Origin of the sequence: Parabacteroides sp. AT13 (assembly GCF_002272965.1) — a bacterium.
Lineage (GTDB): Bacteria > Bacteroidota > Bacteroidia > Bacteroidales > Tannerellaceae > Parabacteroides > Parabacteroides distasonis.
The window spans coordinates 2,076,575-2,093,426 of record NZ_NQMH01000001.1 but is presented as its reverse complement, the minus strand read 5'-3'; the positions used below and the strand labels follow the sequence as shown (position 1 = coordinate 2,093,426).

The window sequence follows — 16,852 nt, the reverse complement described above, 5'->3', positions numbered from 1 at the left end:
AGACGGGGTGTGCCCCGTCTCTACAACCAACCGGAATTTATATCTCTTTTTGCTTTCTAGCTTTCCAAACCGAATATCCTACCGCACCAATCAATAACAACAAGATAATCAACGAACTGAAAGAGGTAATATAAGCCGCCGTAATATAACCTTGCGGTCTAAACTCAAATACGATCTGATGCTCTCCCGCAGGAACTAACATAGCTCGTAATATCCAATCCGCCCGGAAATGCGAAGCGGGCTTACCATCAATAGTTACCTCCCATCCCGGTTGATAATAGATCTCTGAGAATACCGCTAATTGCTCAGAATTCGTCTTCGTCGTATAAACTAATTTATTAGGGCGATAACTATCCAATGTTATCGTAGCAGTAGAGTCCAATTGAGGCGTGAAACCTTTCACCTCATCAGCGAAACGTTTATCGACAACCGCCGTCGTTAACGGATTGATCGTATTCAACGCCGCTATTTCCGCATCCGCATTCTCCACGACCTCCACTTTATCCACAAACCAAGCGTTGCCGAAAGCAAACGGATTCCTCAAAGGCGGTTGCTCCGGATTATAGATAATATAACGTGTATTGAGCATATTCAAGGACGGGCAAGCAGCGAACGCCCCCATCAAATCCTCTGCGGTCTGCGCTTTCTGGAAAGCCCCGATAACCGAGTTAAGCTCTCCTTGCAGACGGTGGTCGATCAATTCTTGGTACCGTCTCAATTTAGCGGCATAGTAACCGCCGATGGAGTGGTGATAATAAGATACACTAGTCTCTTGAAATGGATTATTTAACGTCACTACACGATAAGAAGGATCTTTATCCTTAAAGATCTCTTGGTCCGCAACAGTCTCCTTATACACGTCCACAGCTTTCTGACGAACAAAATCACCATCATTCAAATAACGTTTATCGACAGTCCACAAATCAGCCAACATCAAAACAGCCACACCTATTCCCACAATCGTACCAGCCTTCTTTCGATCTTTTACCGTATAATACCAGAATAATAAAGCGGCACCCAGCAATATAAAAATCAGAGAGCGCATAGCATCCGCGGAAGCCAAAGAAGCCCGATCCATCAATAAGGCATTATAGTACCAATCCGGTAATTGGTATTGAGCATCAAAAGAGGAACGGAAATCAAGTAACATGCTTGGCATCACCCAAAGGATCAAGCACAATCCACCCGTAATCGCTAAAGAAACGATTAACCCCCTTTTAAATAAAGCATCATCCACTTTTCCCGACACGATCTCTTTCAGCCCCCATATCGCTATGATGGGAAATACCATACCCGGAATAACCAAAGCCATCTCCACCGTACGGAATTTATTATACATCGGTAAATAATGGAACATAAAATCATTAAAACCATCAAAATTACGTCCCAAAGCCAAAAAAATCAAGAACACCGAACCAGCGAACAGCCACCACTTTATCGGGTTCCGGATCACGAACATTCCTATGATAAACAAGAAACAAACCAACGCTCCAAAATACACCGGTCCCGAAGTAAACGTCTTCTCCCCCCAATAGGTAGGAGCTTGTACTTCTTTTCCTACTTGAGCCCCCTTTGCCCTTAATTCCTTATACAATTCAGAGTCCGGTCCTAACATACCTCCGGATCCCCCTCCATAAGCATTAGGAACCAGCAATGTCAATAGCTCACCTTTACCATAGCTCCAGGCAAAAGCATAATCCTTATCCAGGCCCGAAGAGATTTTCTCTCCGGAAGCCGTAGTAGTAGTCAATTCCGTAGCACCACGGATAGAGTTCTTGCCAAGATCCCAATGAGCATACATATTTTGAGCGTTGGGAAGAATCGCTAATATAACGCAACCAACCATAATCACGGTCACTTTGCCTAACTCTTTGTATGTTTTCTCTCGTAGTTTAGCGAACACGTACCCCAGATAAACAAACAAACAAAGCAGCAATAAATAATAAGTGATCTGGATATGTCCATTCGATATGGATAAGGCAACTCCCAACAAGAATACGATTCCTCCCCACAAATACTTACGTTTGAACAGGAGCGCCATACCCGCAAGGGTTAGCGGCATATAGGCAATGACATATGCTTTCGTTATATGCCCGGCTTCTATAATGATTATATTATAAGAAGCTAACGCAAAAGCGATCGAGCCCGCAAGGGCCAGCCACCAATTCACCCCCATTACACACATCAATATATAAAAACATACCAAACCGGTAAATACCATGCCCGCATTCAAATAACCGATATCTTTTAATGGTGCCTCTAATAAAGTATACCCAGGCAACTTAGGGGCAGGATTCCCATATCCTCCCGCATAGGGCATTCCTCCAAACATGGCATCAGACCAAACGCTAAATTCACCGGGCTGGGCGGATTTCTCATATTTCTCCATCTGGCTACCTCCCATGCCAACAGCTTTCTCCATGTCTCCCTGACGAATCGATTTACCCTCAAATACGGCCGGGGCAAAATAAACCACTGTCAGCACCAAGAACACGGCTACAGCAGCGATATGCTTCCCCCATTTTTGCATTATACTCCGCATAAAACTTATTTATATTTAATTATTTATACTCTACCTTTAAACCATTTGGCAAAATAGAAACGTACGGCGAACCAACCATGCAATGCGATTGTCGAGACTTTCCCATAATATTTGCACATAATCTCATACCGCTCTTTCAAGGAAGCTTTCCGATTGGCGCTACTTAATCCTTCCTCCAAGAAGTCAGACAAAACCAGATGCGTATTATGCACTCTTTTCGCACGCTTCAGACATTGGATGCACCAATCATAATCGGCCGTCAAACGATAATCCGTATTATATAACGGAGCTATCTCCCGTTTTGATATAAACGACTGGTGACAAACCAACATTCCCATTCGAAAACCCTTCCAACTGAGTCTCTCCGGAGCCTTCAACCTGCGCATCCCCAACGATTTGCCCGCCGCGTCAACGATCCGGGTCTCTCCGTAAATCACGTCTGGCAAAGATACTTTCTTTTTCAAAGACACCACAATTCTTTGCACGGTATCTGCGGTATAAAGTGTATCGCCCGCATTCAAGAACCACACATAGTCCCCCGTGGCTCGCCTTAAACCTTTATTCATGGCATCGTACAAGCCTTTATCAGGCTCGCTTATCCAAGAAGCGATACCGGACTCATATTGCTTGATGATCTCTACGGTCTTATCCTTCGACGCTCCGTCAATCAATATATACTCGATATTCGGATACGACTGGCTAAGTACGCTCAATATCGTACGCTCCAACCATCGCTCCGCATTATAGGTGATCGTTATGATCGAAAATGTAGGTTGCTGATTCATTTTTCCTTCTTTGTTTTATAAGCCTGTTTCGGATGATTTGGGGTATTGGGATATAAGCGCGTCAAACGCCCCGTTGACAGAAGCAAAGGTATAAACTCATTTTTTATATAAGCAGGATTTCTATTCACGAAAGACGCTATTTCTTCTATCGTTAAATAGGCATTCAAACAACAAGCTACTATAGAATCCATCATCTCTGCTTTACTCATTCTTCGGACTCTCTTTGAGGCCATATCCGAAGGTCGCAAGGTTTCATTCAAAGGTCGCAAGGTTTCACCTAAAGGTCGCAAGGTTTCACCTAAAGGTCGCAAGGTTTCACCTAAAGGTCGCAAGGTTTCATCCGCAACATAAGGCGATTCAACAATCTGTTTAGACATAAAAGTCAAATACAAGAATCCCATCTTATACTCATACACAGGAGCAGATAATCCCTCAGCTACACAGTTATCAATAATACGCTGTGTCCCTCTTCCCCAGCTTTCAATAAAACCAGCCTTGTAAAAGACATCCGCAATCAATTTATTATGAGGTCTGGAAGGGTGAGGCCTAGATAAGTCCTCTACCGTAATATCCTGCAAACGAGCCTCATTCCCCATTACTAACTTATCGTCATAAATACGGATTTGTATTTCGGAAGAGACAAAATATTCGCGATGAATAATCGAGTTCAATAGGGCTTCCCGCAAGGCCTCATAGGGATAAACTAATTTCTCGCGCCGATGAATCCCTTCATAAGATATATAACTTAACAAGTATTTTGTTCGCAAGATATCCAACGCCCGATCAACCTGCTGAATCAAATTGCCCTCAATGATATCAGTCGTCAGTACTTCAGTCTCCGAAAGGAACTTACCGATCTTTATCCGAGCCTGTAGCACATATTTTTGTACATTCTTTCCAAACAAGACCACAGCGGCTCTTTTGAATCTACCTCCGACTACTAAATTCAATCGTTTCATTAAAGCCAATATATCTGTTTCCTGCTCAATGGAAGGAACCCTATCCTTAGCTAATAACTTAAAACGTTCTACAGTTTCTATATCTATATCATCCAAAGAGAAATCTTCCTCAACCACACTCTCCCACGTCAGCCCCATTTTCGCAGCAAGAAACATATTCAACTGATTCCCCTGCAATTCAGAAGTAACACTTCCACTCCGAGTATAATATCGCCCGTGTACAGAAATCGGCATAGCAGAAGGCTGAACTTCTATCTCTAAATACTCTTTACCATTACTCTCTTTTAAATGGACAAGAGGCATAATTCCGGTTTTCTGGGCAATAAAATTAGGAAGTCTCTCTATTAGTTTCTCTGGATGCTCTATGCCAACAACCGTCCCATTATCATTTAAACCAATATACAACACGCCTCCCTGCGTATTACAAAAAGCAGAGACATAACGAGTATATTCGTCATGCCATGATTCCTTAAATTCGATATGCTGGTCTTCTTTCATTCTATTCACGCTTATTACACAGACTCTGATACAAAGCTATATATTTTTTGGCAATAATCGATTCCTTATAACAATCATGTACCTTGCGGATACAAGCCTCATCTAATCGCAAAGACTCTCGATTATCGATTACCCACTTGATACCCGTAGCCAAGTCATCCGTATCCTTATATTTCGCCAGGTATCCATTTTCCAAGTGGTTTATAATATCAGTCTGTCCGCTATTATCAAAACTCACCGCCGGACAACCACAAGCCATCCCTTCTATAATAGTCTGGCCAAAAGTCTCATACAAAGAAGCTACCACCGTTACGTCAGCTGCGGCATATAATTTCGCGATCATAGAAGGATCACTCAAAGATCCCATCCATACATAAGAAATCGGAATTTCCGACAAAAAAGAATCATCCCCTTTGATACCTCCAAACAAAACCAAGAAATAATCTTCCTCTCCTTTCCTCTCTTTCAATATAGATAAAGCCTTGACAAGATATTCAAAACCTTTAATCGGATCATTGATACGTGCGGCTCCCATCAAGATGATTTTCTTATCCAAAGGTAAAGATAAGCTCTTCCTAGCCTCCGCCTTATCAGAAAGTACAAACAGACTCGTGTCAATCACATTCGGAATCACCTCTACAGGCAACCTATTGGTCAACGCACTATCTTGAGCTTGTTGTCTTAACCAAGTACTTACCGCCACCAGTTGTATCTTAGAATCCGCTAAGAAACGTTTCTTATTAAAAACATGATACGACAAATCCTTTTTATCGCTCGAACTTAGGAAAGGACATTTTCCACATTCTTTCTTGAACCTCTCGCAACCGAACGAATAATGGCAAATCGCCGTACATGGCCACATATCGTGCATAGTCCAGACTACAGGCTTACCAATCCGTATCAACTTTTTTATATCATCTAAAGATAGAAATCCTTGATTAATCCAATGCAAATGAATAACATCCGCATTTTGGACTAATGGATGGGAGCTGAGATCTGTTCCCGTATTCGCAATAGAAACCTGGAACAAAGGTTTCCGCCGTAAATGATTAGAGAGAAAAATCACTAAACGTTCCCATACAAAACGCATAAAGTTAAACTTCTCCCTCAAGTTAGAATTATTGATCGAAACAACTCTTGGATCTCTGCTTTTTTGATCCCGCACAAGCATTGACACATTCGCACCAGACCTATTCAAAGCCTTCATCAAACGATTCGCAGCAACTGCAGCACCGCCTGTTAATTCTGCTGTATTTAATATCACTACATTCATCGCTTATCTATTATTTTCCTGCAACTATTTTTCTTAGTTTCAATCCATTCACTTATCCACCGGTTAATTCGCAAATCAAACGGAATTATCACTGACACTCAATAAGCAAGAAGCCACTTCTGAAGAAAAATGTTCCAAGTTATAAATCCTCTCAGCCAAGTATCTGCCAGCCTCCCCCATAGTTTTAGCTTCTTTAGGGTGGATTGCCACATACTCTATAGCTTTTTTCCAAGAATTAATATCTCCAAAAGGTACCTTCAATCCGATTTTTTCAACCTCCACATCAATCGGATAATTCATATTGTCAGTCGTAATAACAGGTAAACCCAAAGCCATAGCCTCTACCAATGTTGTTAATCCTACCGTATAAGGAAGATCATAAGTACTAATGACTATCGCTTTCGCATCGTTCGTGATAAGCGCAATCTCTTTATACTCCATATCGACGAAATGAATACGCACATTACTTTTGAGTATATCATTTAACTGCATTGTAAAAATAGATTTATAATCAACAGCTCCCACTTTCGCTCCCAAATAAATCTCACACATCTCTTTTGTTTCGGAAAAAGCCTTCACTAAAGTAATAAGATCTCTGTTCTCTCTACCTGTAGATATAAAAAAATCTTTACTTTTTCTTTGTTTCAAAAGGCTGTCATAGAAAGCCAAATCTGGCCCCCAATGCGTCAACACCGCATCTTTTCTTTTTATCTTACCTGTTCGCAAAGACGCATCCAACAGAGGCTGACTAAAGAAAAATAATTTATCTATTCCTCTATAAAAGAATGAGGATATAATATTTCTGATTTTATTGGAGGAATTCGTTACCGCAGTATGATGCCAAATAACTATAGGTTTGCTAAACAACCCTAAAGCTCTTAAGAATATCACCAGTTCCAGTCCTCGATGCGTTGCTCCATAAATCGCATCAAATTGATTAAACATAGACAATATGCTAATTAAATTGTAACACATCAATTTAAGTCGATTCTTATAAGGGTTAAAAGGTATTTCAAAGCTAACTCTTTTGATACCGAATTTTTCAAAATGAGTAAATCCATATAGAAGATGACCAGGATAATCTCCCTTTTTCCATGCTTGAAAATACGTCTCTACTGGAATTGTATGATAAAAAAGAACTCGCATAAAGCAATCTAAAAATTATCGAATCCAAACCTTAATTAAACAAATGTACTCTTCAGATAGAATTTGTGTGTGTTTTTAATCGTTTCCACAAATCATGTATCCATGTATATTTCAGCCACTTTGCAAGGAAGCCGCCATTAATCTTATCTTGAAAAACACGATGATTCTTTAATAACTCTGCATTATAACCATTAAAAGGAATAAATTGAGTTGGTTGATTACGAATATCCAATTCTGGCTTAACCCACCACGTACCATTGTTCTCCCCGCAATGCTCTCCTGTTCCGTCAAAGCCCCAATTTTGAGTTTTGGAAACAGTCGGAAATACAGAGCATAACCCCCATTGAAACATATGGAAATATACACGAAGATCCATCGCTTCTATCACCCTCCGAGAATCTGCCTTCAAAATACCTTTGATAAAAAAACCAATAGATACAAACGCTTTATAACGACAACGGTTTTTCTTCAATTCTGCCTCACGATCAAAATAATCTAAATTCACTTTTTCCCAACGATCCCGCCATGTAGCAAATCCCCAAGGAGAGTTACATGGATAAAAATAAACATCCTGCCTATAATCTTTAGGTAAAGGAAATGGCAAACTAAATCCACAAACAGCAAACACATTATCCATACCTTTATAATAGGCTAGTCCCTCGTTCATATAAGACAGGAAATTTTGTGCCACTATTATGTCATCCTCCAAGAATATAAAAGTATCATAAGTAAGCAATACCTCCTCTATCGCTGATTTAATCGATTCATGTGCTCCTAAGTTTTTCTCTCTAAACAGCAAACGAACCTCTTTAAAACCAGATATCGAAGATGCATATTTACGAACGTCATTTATTCGGGATTGGTGCTCGGACTTATAAGCTGCATCAGATACGATATACAACAGGGATTCAGCCGCTAATCTATTGTTTAACAATGCCTTTATATTCCTTTTCAAATGATCCAAACGATCATATACAGAAACAATGATAGGTGCGTAATTACCTTCTGACATATAAGTTATTTTGTAAATTTTAATAATTTTTTGCTTCGATCTCGCAATCTTCTTACCGGTACTCCAGCATAAATGCCCCATGAAGCCAAGGATTGATTAACAAAACTCATTGCTCCCACGACACTACCCTCCGCAACTGTTAAGCTCGGCATTACTACGCAAGAAGCCCCCACTTGAACATATTTTTGCAAAACAACCGGACCTCCCATCACATGTGTCATTTCTACCGGACACATTGGCCCAATCAGATAATCTCCTCCAAAATCATCAACAGCACTATAAATTGTAGTCCTTGCCGATACACCTGAATAATCTTCAATTGTGATTCCCATACCTCCATATAAAGCCACGTAAGCGGAAATATGAACTTGAGAACCAATTCCAATACAACCGGACAGGATACAAAAGTCATCAATCCTCACATTATCTCCAATCGATATCATAGCGGGAGAATAGATACTAGCCTTACGGCTCAACAGTACATTCTTGCCTATGGTAGCAAAACCTATATGTTCTAATTCAGATCGTGAATAAAAAGAATCCATAAACATCTTACTCTATTATTTGACCTATCACTCGCTCTACATCATCCTCACTCAAAGCATGGTGCATAGGCAAACAAATCACCCGCTCAGCCATCTTATACGCTTCTGGTAAATTATCCTTTCCTGCTGAATCCAATCCCCGATAAGTAGAGAACGTACTGATTAACGGATAAAAATAACGTCTTCCATAAACTCCTGCATTTTTCATCTTCTCATATAATGTATCACGACTCATACCATACATCCTTTCATCTATAAATATAGGAAAATAAGAATAATTAGCCTTAACCCCCTCTTTATCTTCAAAAAGATGAATGCCCGGGACCTCCTTTAGCGCCTCCCTATAACGTCTCGCCACTCGCTTTCGAGATTCTATAGCGACATCTACATGTTTCAGAGCCATCAGCCCATAAGCCGAACGTACCTCATCCATTTTCCCATTGATACCCGGAGCCACTACCGTTGTCTCATTAGCGAAACCAAAGTTCTTAATGTAATCAATGCGCTGTTTTGTCTCCGCATCATGACAAACCAAAGCCCCCCCTTCTATTGTATTATAAACCTTCGTAGCATGAAAGCTCAATGTAGCCATATCGCCAGCTGCAATAACAGACTCTCCATTTTTCTCTACACCAAAGGCATGAGCAGCATCATAAATGATTTTCAAGCCATAAGTGTCTGCTATTTGCTTAATACGATCCACGTCACAAGGCTGCCCATATACATGTACAGGCATTATTGCTGTTGTTTTCGGAGTTATTGCAGCCTCTATCTTTTCAGGATCCATATTTCCTGTCATAGGATCAACATCGACAAACACCGGTTTAATTCCATTCCACCAAAGCGCATGCGTAGTCGCCACGAAACTATAAGGTGTAGTTATAACCTCCCCCGTAATACGCATCGCTTGCAAAGCGCATATCAACGGTAAAGTACCATTCGTGAATAAACTGATATAAGGAATCTTCAAATATTCACAAAGTGCTCTCTCCAATTCTTGATGATAATACCCATTATTTGTCAACCATTTACGTCTCCAAATATCCTCCAAATAAGGGATAAACTCCTCTAAAGGAGGAATCAAAGGAGAAGTAACCGTTATTATATCATTCATATCTAAAATATTTTACAAACAACTCTTTTTGTTTTAAGCAATACATCTTGTATCCAATCCTTTGGATAAGTATCATAAGGTTTAATCAAGACACTTCGATATTCATCACAGTCCAAATCTACATATTTATCTATATATGATTTCACAAAGGGGAACAAATTATATTTAAATAACAAACGATTTCTAGCCTCTTTCAAGAATGGCAGTTTCTCCTGATAAATACGTTTAGAATCATTCAACACATTATTTATAAGCGCAATAGAACCTTGTTCATCATTAATATTCAAAGAAATCATAGCCTCTGAAGGGAAATAAGCATCAATGTTCTTGCAACCACAATAAATAGGTACCGTATATGCCAAAATAGCATCTGCTATTTTTTCTGTCCAATAATCATATTCATACGAGTTTTCAATGCAAATTGAAAACTCGTATGAAGCCAAGGCCTTGGCTTTGTCATCTACGGAACAAATGCCCTTTCCATAGAAATCTATCTCATCTCCATAAAGTTCACGGATCTTTCTCATCCAAGCAAGTCTTCTTGTATGCCCCGGCAAAAATGTACGACTAGAAGTTATAAAAGAAATTTTTCTTTTTTTCTCAGGAACTTCCATTTTCTCTATTTCTTCATAAGCATAAGACGGAGAAGCGGTTTGGAAGTTATAACCAAAATACCAAGGCAAAGCTTGTTGATCCCGATGATTGTTAGGATGCTTTAAGTTATGTGCTGATATCACATGATCGAATAAACTGATAAATGCTTGAGAATATACTTTCACAATAGGAGGTTCACCAGAGATAAAAAACAATCCTCCTTTACGGCATCTCAACGTATAAGGCTCACTTATATTTTCATATACTACAATAGCGTCCCACAACCGTTCCTCTTTGGAATTAAAAAAAAACCGAACTCCCCTAGATTCCCAATCTAAAGACAATTGTTTCTCAAAAAGCTCCGCAATTGGAGATATTATATTAATATTTAATTCTTTAACCATATAAGCTTTCTTTCAAAACTGTATTCTCAAAATATAGCAATCATACCATGAAATCTTTCAACATCATTTATTTCCTCCTCAAAAATTGTTCTGTTAAGGTTTTCTTCTTTGCAATAGAATAATCGATAGACGGAAAGAATTCATTCTTTTCAAAATCCACCCAATGAACATTTCCTAATTTTCTAATGCCTAAAACCAAACAAGGAGTAGAGGTTATCGTACCCAGCATCAACGAGGCCCTTTCCAACAACTCCATTGACGCAAAGAAATGAATCATCCTTTTACGCTTAATCAGTGGATCTGTTTTTGAAAACGCAGAATTATAATAACCTTTCTCATCTGATTGGCAGAATGTGAACCAATTATATTCTGGTGCCATTTTTCTCAAACACTTAATTATTTCATAATCATCAGTCAATACAAACACGTTCTTCAAATCCGTCACTTCCTTTATTTTTCGCAAATATAAGTCAACAGATAACAAATCATACTCTATAAACTTATCACCTCCTCGTATTTGACAACCAACATACTGCTCAGGTAGGGAGAATCCCTCTATCAAACTGCAAATTTCTTCTTTCACGGTTTTCTTGAAACGATATATGATGTTATAAATTACATTATAAGCTTGGATATAGTCTCCATCAATATCCAGTTCTGGTACATAATATCGTTTATTCTTGACACTTATTTTCTCAAACAAATCATGCGTATAATAATCAAAAGATTTTCCTTCTTGGAAAAACCGGATACACTTTGATACACCTATGAGTAAATCTGACTTTAATCGCCATCGCAATAATGAGCAACTCATTTTGTAAGAATCCGCATTTACGATCTTCCTCCATGAAACATAATGAGGGTGCCTGTTATAAATTCTATGAAATCGTTCATGCACTTCTTCACAGAATGGCTCAAAATAATCTTGCCAACCTTTTTCTATTCCAAAATTAGCATCATCAGAGTATAATTTAAATTGAATTTTATGCTCCAAACAATAAAGGATCATAAAAATCAAATCATTAAACTCACTGAAAAAACCAGCATCTATCCCCACATGATATACCAATATCGGTTTATATGACTCATTTAATTCTTTATATTTATTTAACAAATCCACACTATCCATTGTTTATGAAATTTATTATTCAACAATTCTATGTTCAATATATTATCATACTAATTCATAAATTATAACAGCTTGAATTTCAACCACGCTAGCCCTAATCGATTCGAAACATACAACCAAGCTAAACGCCACCAATCTTTCTGAGAATATTTAATCTGCTTACGTCGATGCAGCAAGATATATATGTCTTCCGCCTTGCCGACAAAATAGCTGAGCCCCAATTCTTCACCCTCTCTTTTGCCCCCTCCACAAATCGCAGATACTACATTATCCGCATGTTGTCTATATCGAACCAGTTTATGATCACAAAGATAGATACCTCCGTTATGATAAGCCATAATCGCCAGCCATTGATCATGGTAATAATAATGAATCGGAAAAGGAAATAATATGTCTTTCAATGACGCACAAAACAAACAAGTACAGCCCATCACATTATTCAAGCCATAAAGATATGTAGCTAACGGAACCGAACAAGGGAAATCCAATCTCTCAGTCATCTCTCGCCCTTTCACATCCACATAACGGATATTTGAATGTACTAACGATACCTTCTTTTCACGCATTATATGCAACAAGATCTCCAATTTATTTCTCTCCCAGATATCATCTTGGTCTGAAGGAGCGATATAGTCACCTTCCGCTAAAGCAATCGCCTTCTCGAAATTACGCCGGACACCCAAACGAACCTCATTCCGTATAATCATCCAACGGATACTTGGATAGTCATCCGCAAACTCTCTTACAATATCCATCGTACGGTCGGTCGATTGGTCATCACACACTACGATCTGCCACGGTAGAATCGTCTGTCCAACGATACTCCGCAACTGCTCACGAATGAATTTCTCTCCATTATAAGTACATAATGCGACACTTATTTTATCCTTTCCTATCTTTACCTCTTTCATTTCCGACATTTATTAAGGAGTAAATTCACGCCTTCCAAGAATACGACAGAACGCAACCGCCATAAAGCGAACGCATAAAAAAGAATTGACAAACTAATTTTCAATAGTAACAATATATATAGATTCTCAATCTTAATCGTTAAGACATATACCACAAAGAAGACGAACAAAGTAACCACCAAATAAGGTAACACATCTTGCGCCAATTGTACCAAACGGACACGAATCAATCGATAAACCAAAAGATGCCACACAAATAACATAAATACATAAGTAAGCACATATGCAACAACCATACAAAGAATACCAAAAGATGCAGTAAGCCATAATATAGCCAATTGTAATATACCATGGAATACATTCGCATATAAAAACATATCCGATTTCCCGTGCGAGACAAGAACTTGGGTATATAGCAATATAATCGGTCCTATCGCCCCTTGAACGCACAATATTTGTAATATAGGTACACTTTCCAACCATTTATTGCCAATCGTGGCACAGATAAACTCCTCAGCTACAAAAGCCAATCCCAGCATAGCTGGAAACGACACGAACGCAGCGAAACGAACCATCTTGCGGAATACATTCCGCTGACGTTCCAAATCATCATTCACTTGCACGAATACAGGTTGCGCCACCGAATTGATCATATTGTTCAACATTGAACCTCCCATAGTCATCCACTTATTTCCTTGCGAATAATAGCCTAACACATTAGCGTTATATAATTTACCTAACAAAACAGAAAACACATTATTATTGACCTGTTGGAAAATATTCGTAAGGAACAACTTTACACTAAACGGGAACATCTCTTTCAGAGGTTCGATCGAAAAATCAAGACTAGGACGCCAAGATACAACCATCCATTTCAACAAAGATGCACTTGCCACATACACCGTACTTTGAATTGCCAATGCCCAATAAGCGAAACCATTGAATGCCAAAAGAACCCCGCACATACCCGACAAGAACAACGCAAAAACATCAATCTTCGCCTGCATCTTGACTTGTAATTGCTTAAATAAGATAACATGAGGAACAATCGCCATTCCAGAAAACAAAAAACTCGCAAATATTACCCGAGATAAATTAACCAGTTCTTGACGATCATAAAATGACGCAATCAGCGGAGCTGAAAAAAAAAGAACAATATACAAACAGATGCTTACAACAAAAGAAAACCAAAACACCGCATTATAATCCTTATGAGTAGCATCCAATTTGTTAGTCAAGGCTACCGAAAATCCGCTATTAATAATCGTACTAGCAATTCCACTAAATATCGCCAACATACCTACCAATCCATAATCCTCGGCATTAAGTGTACGTGCCAGATAAATACCAAACAACATCCCCAACAGCTGTTGTACCCCATTACTTACCCCTCCCCAGAAGAGCCCTTTCGCTGTCTTATCTTTTAATGATTGTTCCGCCATTTGACATTTATGGTAAAAGTGCAACAAAGATAAACATTTACCTTTGGCTAACAGTGAAAAATGGGAAGCTTTTCTCTGCTTTATGTATATTTACGATCTTCCGCACATGATGTGGTAACAAAGAGTTATTGTAAAAATTCTTTTTATCCTTCGAACCCTCTTTATCTTCCATAGAAAAACACGTACGTGTTTTCTTAAAAACATGAGCAACTTTTCCAAAAAGACGTACATGTTTTCCGAGAAACATGCACGTCTTTTTGGAGCTCTGATTATCAAATAATTATAGCGACACACAAAATCATCACCTTATTGTAATGATTTCACATATCTACTCACTGCTATTTCACACTTTTCCCCGCATAAATCCTCCGTATAATATCCACCACCTTCATACCTTCCAAGACGTTGGTCGTTATGATCTCGCCGGGGGCGCCGGAAAGGACATTGACCACGTTACGGATCACGAAGTTGTGGTTCTGGGCGGAGCCTTTGTAAGGGCCATAATCATTGCCGGGGTTGGTAGGAGCCAATTCCGGCATCTCATAATCCTTGATATGGCAATATTCTACCTCATTCATATATTGACCGCCGATTTTCACGCTGCCATTCTCGGCCACGATCAGCATGCTGCTTTCCAGATTCTTGTCCCATACCGCCGTTGAATAACTCAAGCTTCCCATTCCTCCGTTCACGAAATTGAAATTGACGAAACCGGAATCCTCGAACGCCGTTAGCTTCTCATGGTTGAAATCAGCGAAACGGGACTGGATATTGCAAATATCCCCGAATAACCAATACATAATATCGATGAAATGGGAGAATTGAGTGAATAAGGTACCTCCATCCAAGGCAGCGTCGCCATGCCATCCTCCGGGTTTATAGTAGCGTTCATCACGGTTCCAGTAGCAATTCAGCTGCACCATATAAATCTGGCCTAATTTTCCGGACTCAACCATCTCCTTGATCCAGACCGAAGGCGGGGAATATCGGTTTTGCATTACGCAAAATACCTGCTTACGGAATCTCAACGAGGTATAAACCACTTTCTCGGCATCCGCCAAGGTCAAGGCCATAGGCTTTTCTATGACCACATGATGTCCGCTCTCTATCGCTTGGATCGCCATCTCGGCATGTAAGCCGTTAGGTGTACAAATATTCACCACATCTATATCCAATCCCAAACGGAATAGTTCATCTATATCCCGGGCGAAAGGGACCGCATAAGCCTCGATCCCCAGCTCCTCTTTCGGACGGATATCACATAAAGCGACCAACTCCGCTCCTTCATCCCGGGTAATCATCTCGGCATGACGCTTACCTATATGACCACAGCCGATCACGGCGAAACGTATCTTCTTATTCATAAAACACTCTTTATAGATTCTATAATATAAGCCTGCTCCTCTTCTGTCATCTCCGTATGAATCGGCAAGGATAATACGGATCGGCTCAAGCGAGAAGCGACATTCAAATCCCCGGAAATCCGGCATCGCCCCCTCATCACCTCTTGCTCCTGCAAAGGCAATGGATAATAAATCATAGAAGGAATGCCTCGTTCTTTTAACGCAGCTTGTACTTGATCCCTCTTTTCTACAGCTAGCTGTACCGTATATTGATGATAAACATGCGATGAAAAGGCTGATTTTAGTGGTTTGCGTACAGCATCCAATCCGGAAAAGGCAGCATCGTATCTAGCAGCCACTTTACAACGAGCGGCGGCAAATTCATCCAAATACCGAAGCTTAACATCTAAGACAGCGGCCTGCAAGGTATCCAAACGGGAGTTGCAGCCCACCAAAGCATGATGATATTTTACCTTTTGCCCATGATTGGCGATCATTCGCAGTCGTTCGGCCAATCGTGCGTCGGAAGTAAACATCGCCCCACCATCACCATAACAAGCCAACGGTTTCGAAGGGAAGAAGGAGGTCGTTCCTATAGAGGCGATCGTACAGGCTTTCTTCACCGTTCCATCCGAGAAAGTATAATTAGCACCGATGGACTGGGCATTATCCTCGATCACATATAGATTATGACGGCTGGCAATACGCAAGATCGGTTCCATATCACAACACTGGCCAAAAAGATGAACTGCGATAATAGCTCTCGTCTTTTCAGACAAGGCATCTTCTATCTTTTCCGGGTCTATATTGAATGTACCGGGATCTACATCCACTAATACCGGCACTAGGCCAAGAGCCAAAGCAACCTCAGCCGCAGCGATATATGTAAAAGCAGGAACGATCACCTCATCGCCCGAATGTAAGTCTAATGCCATCAAGGAGATTTGCAAGGCATCCGTACCGTTGCCGCACGGGATCACATAAGGAACACCTAAATAGTCCGATAAATGGTTACAAAATCCCTTCACCTGAGGGCCATTGATAAAGGCACAAGCATTTATCACCGTTTGCATGGCGGCATCGATCTCACTACGCAAACGTTCATACTGCTTCCGCAGATCTACCATCTGTATCTGTTTCTCAAGCATCTTATCC

General features: G+C 39.9%; 14 protein-coding genes. All 14 read right to left on the bottom strand.

All coding sequences use genetic code 11. From position 1 onward, the window contains the following. Positions 1-37 precede the first annotated feature (37 nt). The 14 genes from CI959_RS08710 to CI959_RS08640 all read right to left on the bottom strand — a co-directional run bounded on the left by CI959_RS08710 (position 38) and on the right by CI959_RS08640 (position 16,845). Positions 38-2,542 (bottom strand): YfhO family protein, encoded by a 2,505-nt coding sequence (locus CI959_RS08710; protein WP_011966980.1) that lies wholly within the window; start codon positions 2,540-2,542, stop codon positions 38-40. A 23-nt stretch (positions 2,543-2,565) separates the two neighbouring features. Next, on the bottom strand, positions 2,566-3,327 hold the full coding sequence (locus CI959_RS08705) for a glycosyltransferase family 2 protein (RefSeq protein ID WP_095231435.1): 762 nt from the start codon (positions 3,325-3,327) through the stop codon (positions 2,566-2,568). Beyond that, on the bottom strand, positions 3,324-4,784 hold the full coding sequence (locus CI959_RS08700) for an RNA-binding domain-containing protein (protein ID WP_011966982.1): 1,461 nt from the start codon (positions 4,782-4,784) through the stop codon (positions 3,324-3,326). The genes CI959_RS08705 and CI959_RS08700 overlap by 4 nt, the downstream gene beginning before the upstream one ends. Position 4,785: 1 nt before the next feature. Then, on the bottom strand, positions 4,786-6,057 hold the full coding sequence (locus CI959_RS08695; RefSeq protein ID WP_011966983.1) for a glycosyltransferase family 4 protein: 1,272 nt from the start codon (positions 6,055-6,057) through the stop codon (positions 4,786-4,788). Between the two features lie 75 nt (positions 6,058-6,132). Next, positions 6,133-7,203, bottom strand: coding sequence for a glycosyltransferase family 4 protein (locus tag CI959_RS08690; RefSeq protein ID WP_011966984.1), 1,071 nt, complete (start codon positions 7,201-7,203; stop codon positions 6,133-6,135). 52 nt (positions 7,204-7,255) lie between these two features. Then, positions 7,256-8,215 (bottom strand): glycosyltransferase family 2 protein, encoded by a 960-nt coding sequence (locus tag CI959_RS08685; protein ID WP_011966985.1) that lies wholly within the window; start codon positions 8,213-8,215, stop codon positions 7,256-7,258. A gap of 5 nt (positions 8,216-8,220) precedes the next feature. After that, a complete protein-coding gene (locus CI959_RS08680; protein WP_041525681.1) occupies positions 8,221-8,760 on the bottom strand; it encodes a galactoside O-acetyltransferase in 540 nt (179 codons plus the stop codon). A gap of 7 nt (positions 8,761-8,767) precedes the next feature. Further along, complete coding sequence (locus CI959_RS08675) at positions 8,768-9,874, bottom strand: DegT/DnrJ/EryC1/StrS aminotransferase family protein (RefSeq protein ID WP_011966987.1); 1,107 nt, start codon at positions 9,872-9,874, stop codon at positions 8,768-8,770. Positions 9,875-9,876: 2 nt separating this feature from the next. Then, a complete protein-coding gene (locus tag CI959_RS08670; RefSeq protein WP_011966988.1) occupies positions 9,877-10,872 on the bottom strand; it encodes a glycosyltransferase family 10 domain-containing protein in 996 nt (331 codons plus the stop codon). Between the two features lie 67 nt (positions 10,873-10,939). Beyond that, entirely contained in the window at positions 10,940-12,001 is a 1,062-nt protein-coding gene (locus CI959_RS08665) for a hypothetical protein (RefSeq protein ID WP_011966989.1), read from the bottom strand. A 62-nt stretch (positions 12,002-12,063) separates the two neighbouring features. Further along, the gene (locus CI959_RS08660) at positions 12,064-12,912 is read right to left on the bottom strand and encodes a glycosyltransferase family 2 protein (protein ID WP_057317555.1); all 849 of its coding nucleotides are present in this window, start codon (positions 12,910-12,912) and stop codon (positions 12,064-12,066) included. After that, positions 12,909-14,354 carry a lipopolysaccharide biosynthesis protein gene (locus CI959_RS08655; RefSeq protein WP_011966991.1) on the bottom strand — a complete coding sequence of 482 codons (1,446 nt, stop codon included), beginning with the start codon at positions 14,352-14,354 and terminating at the stop codon, positions 12,909-12,911. Before CI959_RS08655 ends, CI959_RS08660 begins: the two co-directional genes overlap by 4 nt. Before the next feature lie 338 nt (positions 14,355-14,692). Then, positions 14,693-15,718 carry a Gfo/Idh/MocA family protein gene (locus CI959_RS08645; protein WP_057317553.1) on the bottom strand — a complete coding sequence of 342 codons (1,026 nt, stop codon included), beginning with the start codon at positions 15,716-15,718 and terminating at the stop codon, positions 14,693-14,695. After that, positions 15,715-16,845, bottom strand: a complete 1,131-nt coding sequence (locus tag CI959_RS08640; RefSeq protein WP_036631781.1) for a DegT/DnrJ/EryC1/StrS aminotransferase family protein — start codon at positions 16,843-16,845, stop codon at positions 15,715-15,717. Before CI959_RS08640 ends, CI959_RS08645 begins: the two co-directional genes overlap by 4 nt. Positions 16,846-16,852: the final 7 nt, after the last annotated feature.

What these genes read in the sequence shown, in the direction of transcription:
- CI959_RS08710 (WP_011966980.1), bottom strand. Translation starts at nt 2,542, where the DNA reads ATGCGGAGTATAATGCAAAAATGGGGGAAGCATATCGCTGCTGTAGCC.
- CI959_RS08705 (WP_095231435.1), bottom strand. Translation starts at nt 3,327, where the DNA reads ATGAATCAGCAACCTACATTTTCGATCATAACGATCACCTATAATGCG.
- CI959_RS08700 (WP_011966982.1), bottom strand. Translation starts at nt 4,784, where the DNA reads ATGAAAGAAGACCAGCATATCGAATTTAAGGAATCATGGCATGACGAA.
- CI959_RS08695 (WP_011966983.1), bottom strand. Translation starts at nt 6,057, where the DNA reads ATGAATGTAGTGATATTAAATACAGCAGAATTAACAGGCGGTGCTGCA.
- CI959_RS08690 (WP_011966984.1), bottom strand. Translation starts at nt 7,203, where the DNA reads ATGCGAGTTCTTTTTTATCATACAATTCCAGTAGAGACGTATTTTCAA.
- CI959_RS08685 (WP_011966985.1), bottom strand. Translation starts at nt 8,215, where the DNA reads ATGTCAGAAGGTAATTACGCACCTATCATTGTTTCTGTATATGATCGT.
- CI959_RS08680 (WP_041525681.1), bottom strand. Translation starts at nt 8,760, where the DNA reads ATGGATTCTTTTTATTCACGATCTGAATTAGAACATATAGGTTTTGCT.
- CI959_RS08675 (WP_011966987.1), bottom strand. Translation starts at nt 9,874, where the DNA reads ATGAATGATATAATAACGGTTACTTCTCCTTTGATTCCTCCTTTAGAG.
- CI959_RS08670 (WP_011966988.1), bottom strand. Translation starts at nt 10,872, where the DNA reads ATGGTTAAAGAATTAAATATTAATATAATATCTCCAATTGCGGAGCTT.
- CI959_RS08665 (WP_011966989.1), bottom strand. Translation starts at nt 12,001, where the DNA reads ATGGATAGTGTGGATTTGTTAAATAAATATAAAGAATTAAATGAGTCA.
- CI959_RS08660 (WP_057317555.1), bottom strand. Translation starts at nt 12,912, where the DNA reads ATGAAAGAGGTAAAGATAGGAAAGGATAAAATAAGTGTCGCATTATGT.
- CI959_RS08655 (WP_011966991.1), bottom strand. Translation starts at nt 14,354, where the DNA reads ATGGCGGAACAATCATTAAAAGATAAGACAGCGAAAGGGCTCTTCTGG.
- CI959_RS08645 (WP_057317553.1), bottom strand. Translation starts at nt 15,718, where the DNA reads ATGAATAAGAAGATACGTTTCGCCGTGATCGGCTGTGGTCATATAGGT.
- CI959_RS08640 (WP_036631781.1), bottom strand. Translation starts at nt 16,845, where the DNA reads ATGCTTGAGAAACAGATACAGATGGTAGATCTGCGGAAGCAGTATGAA.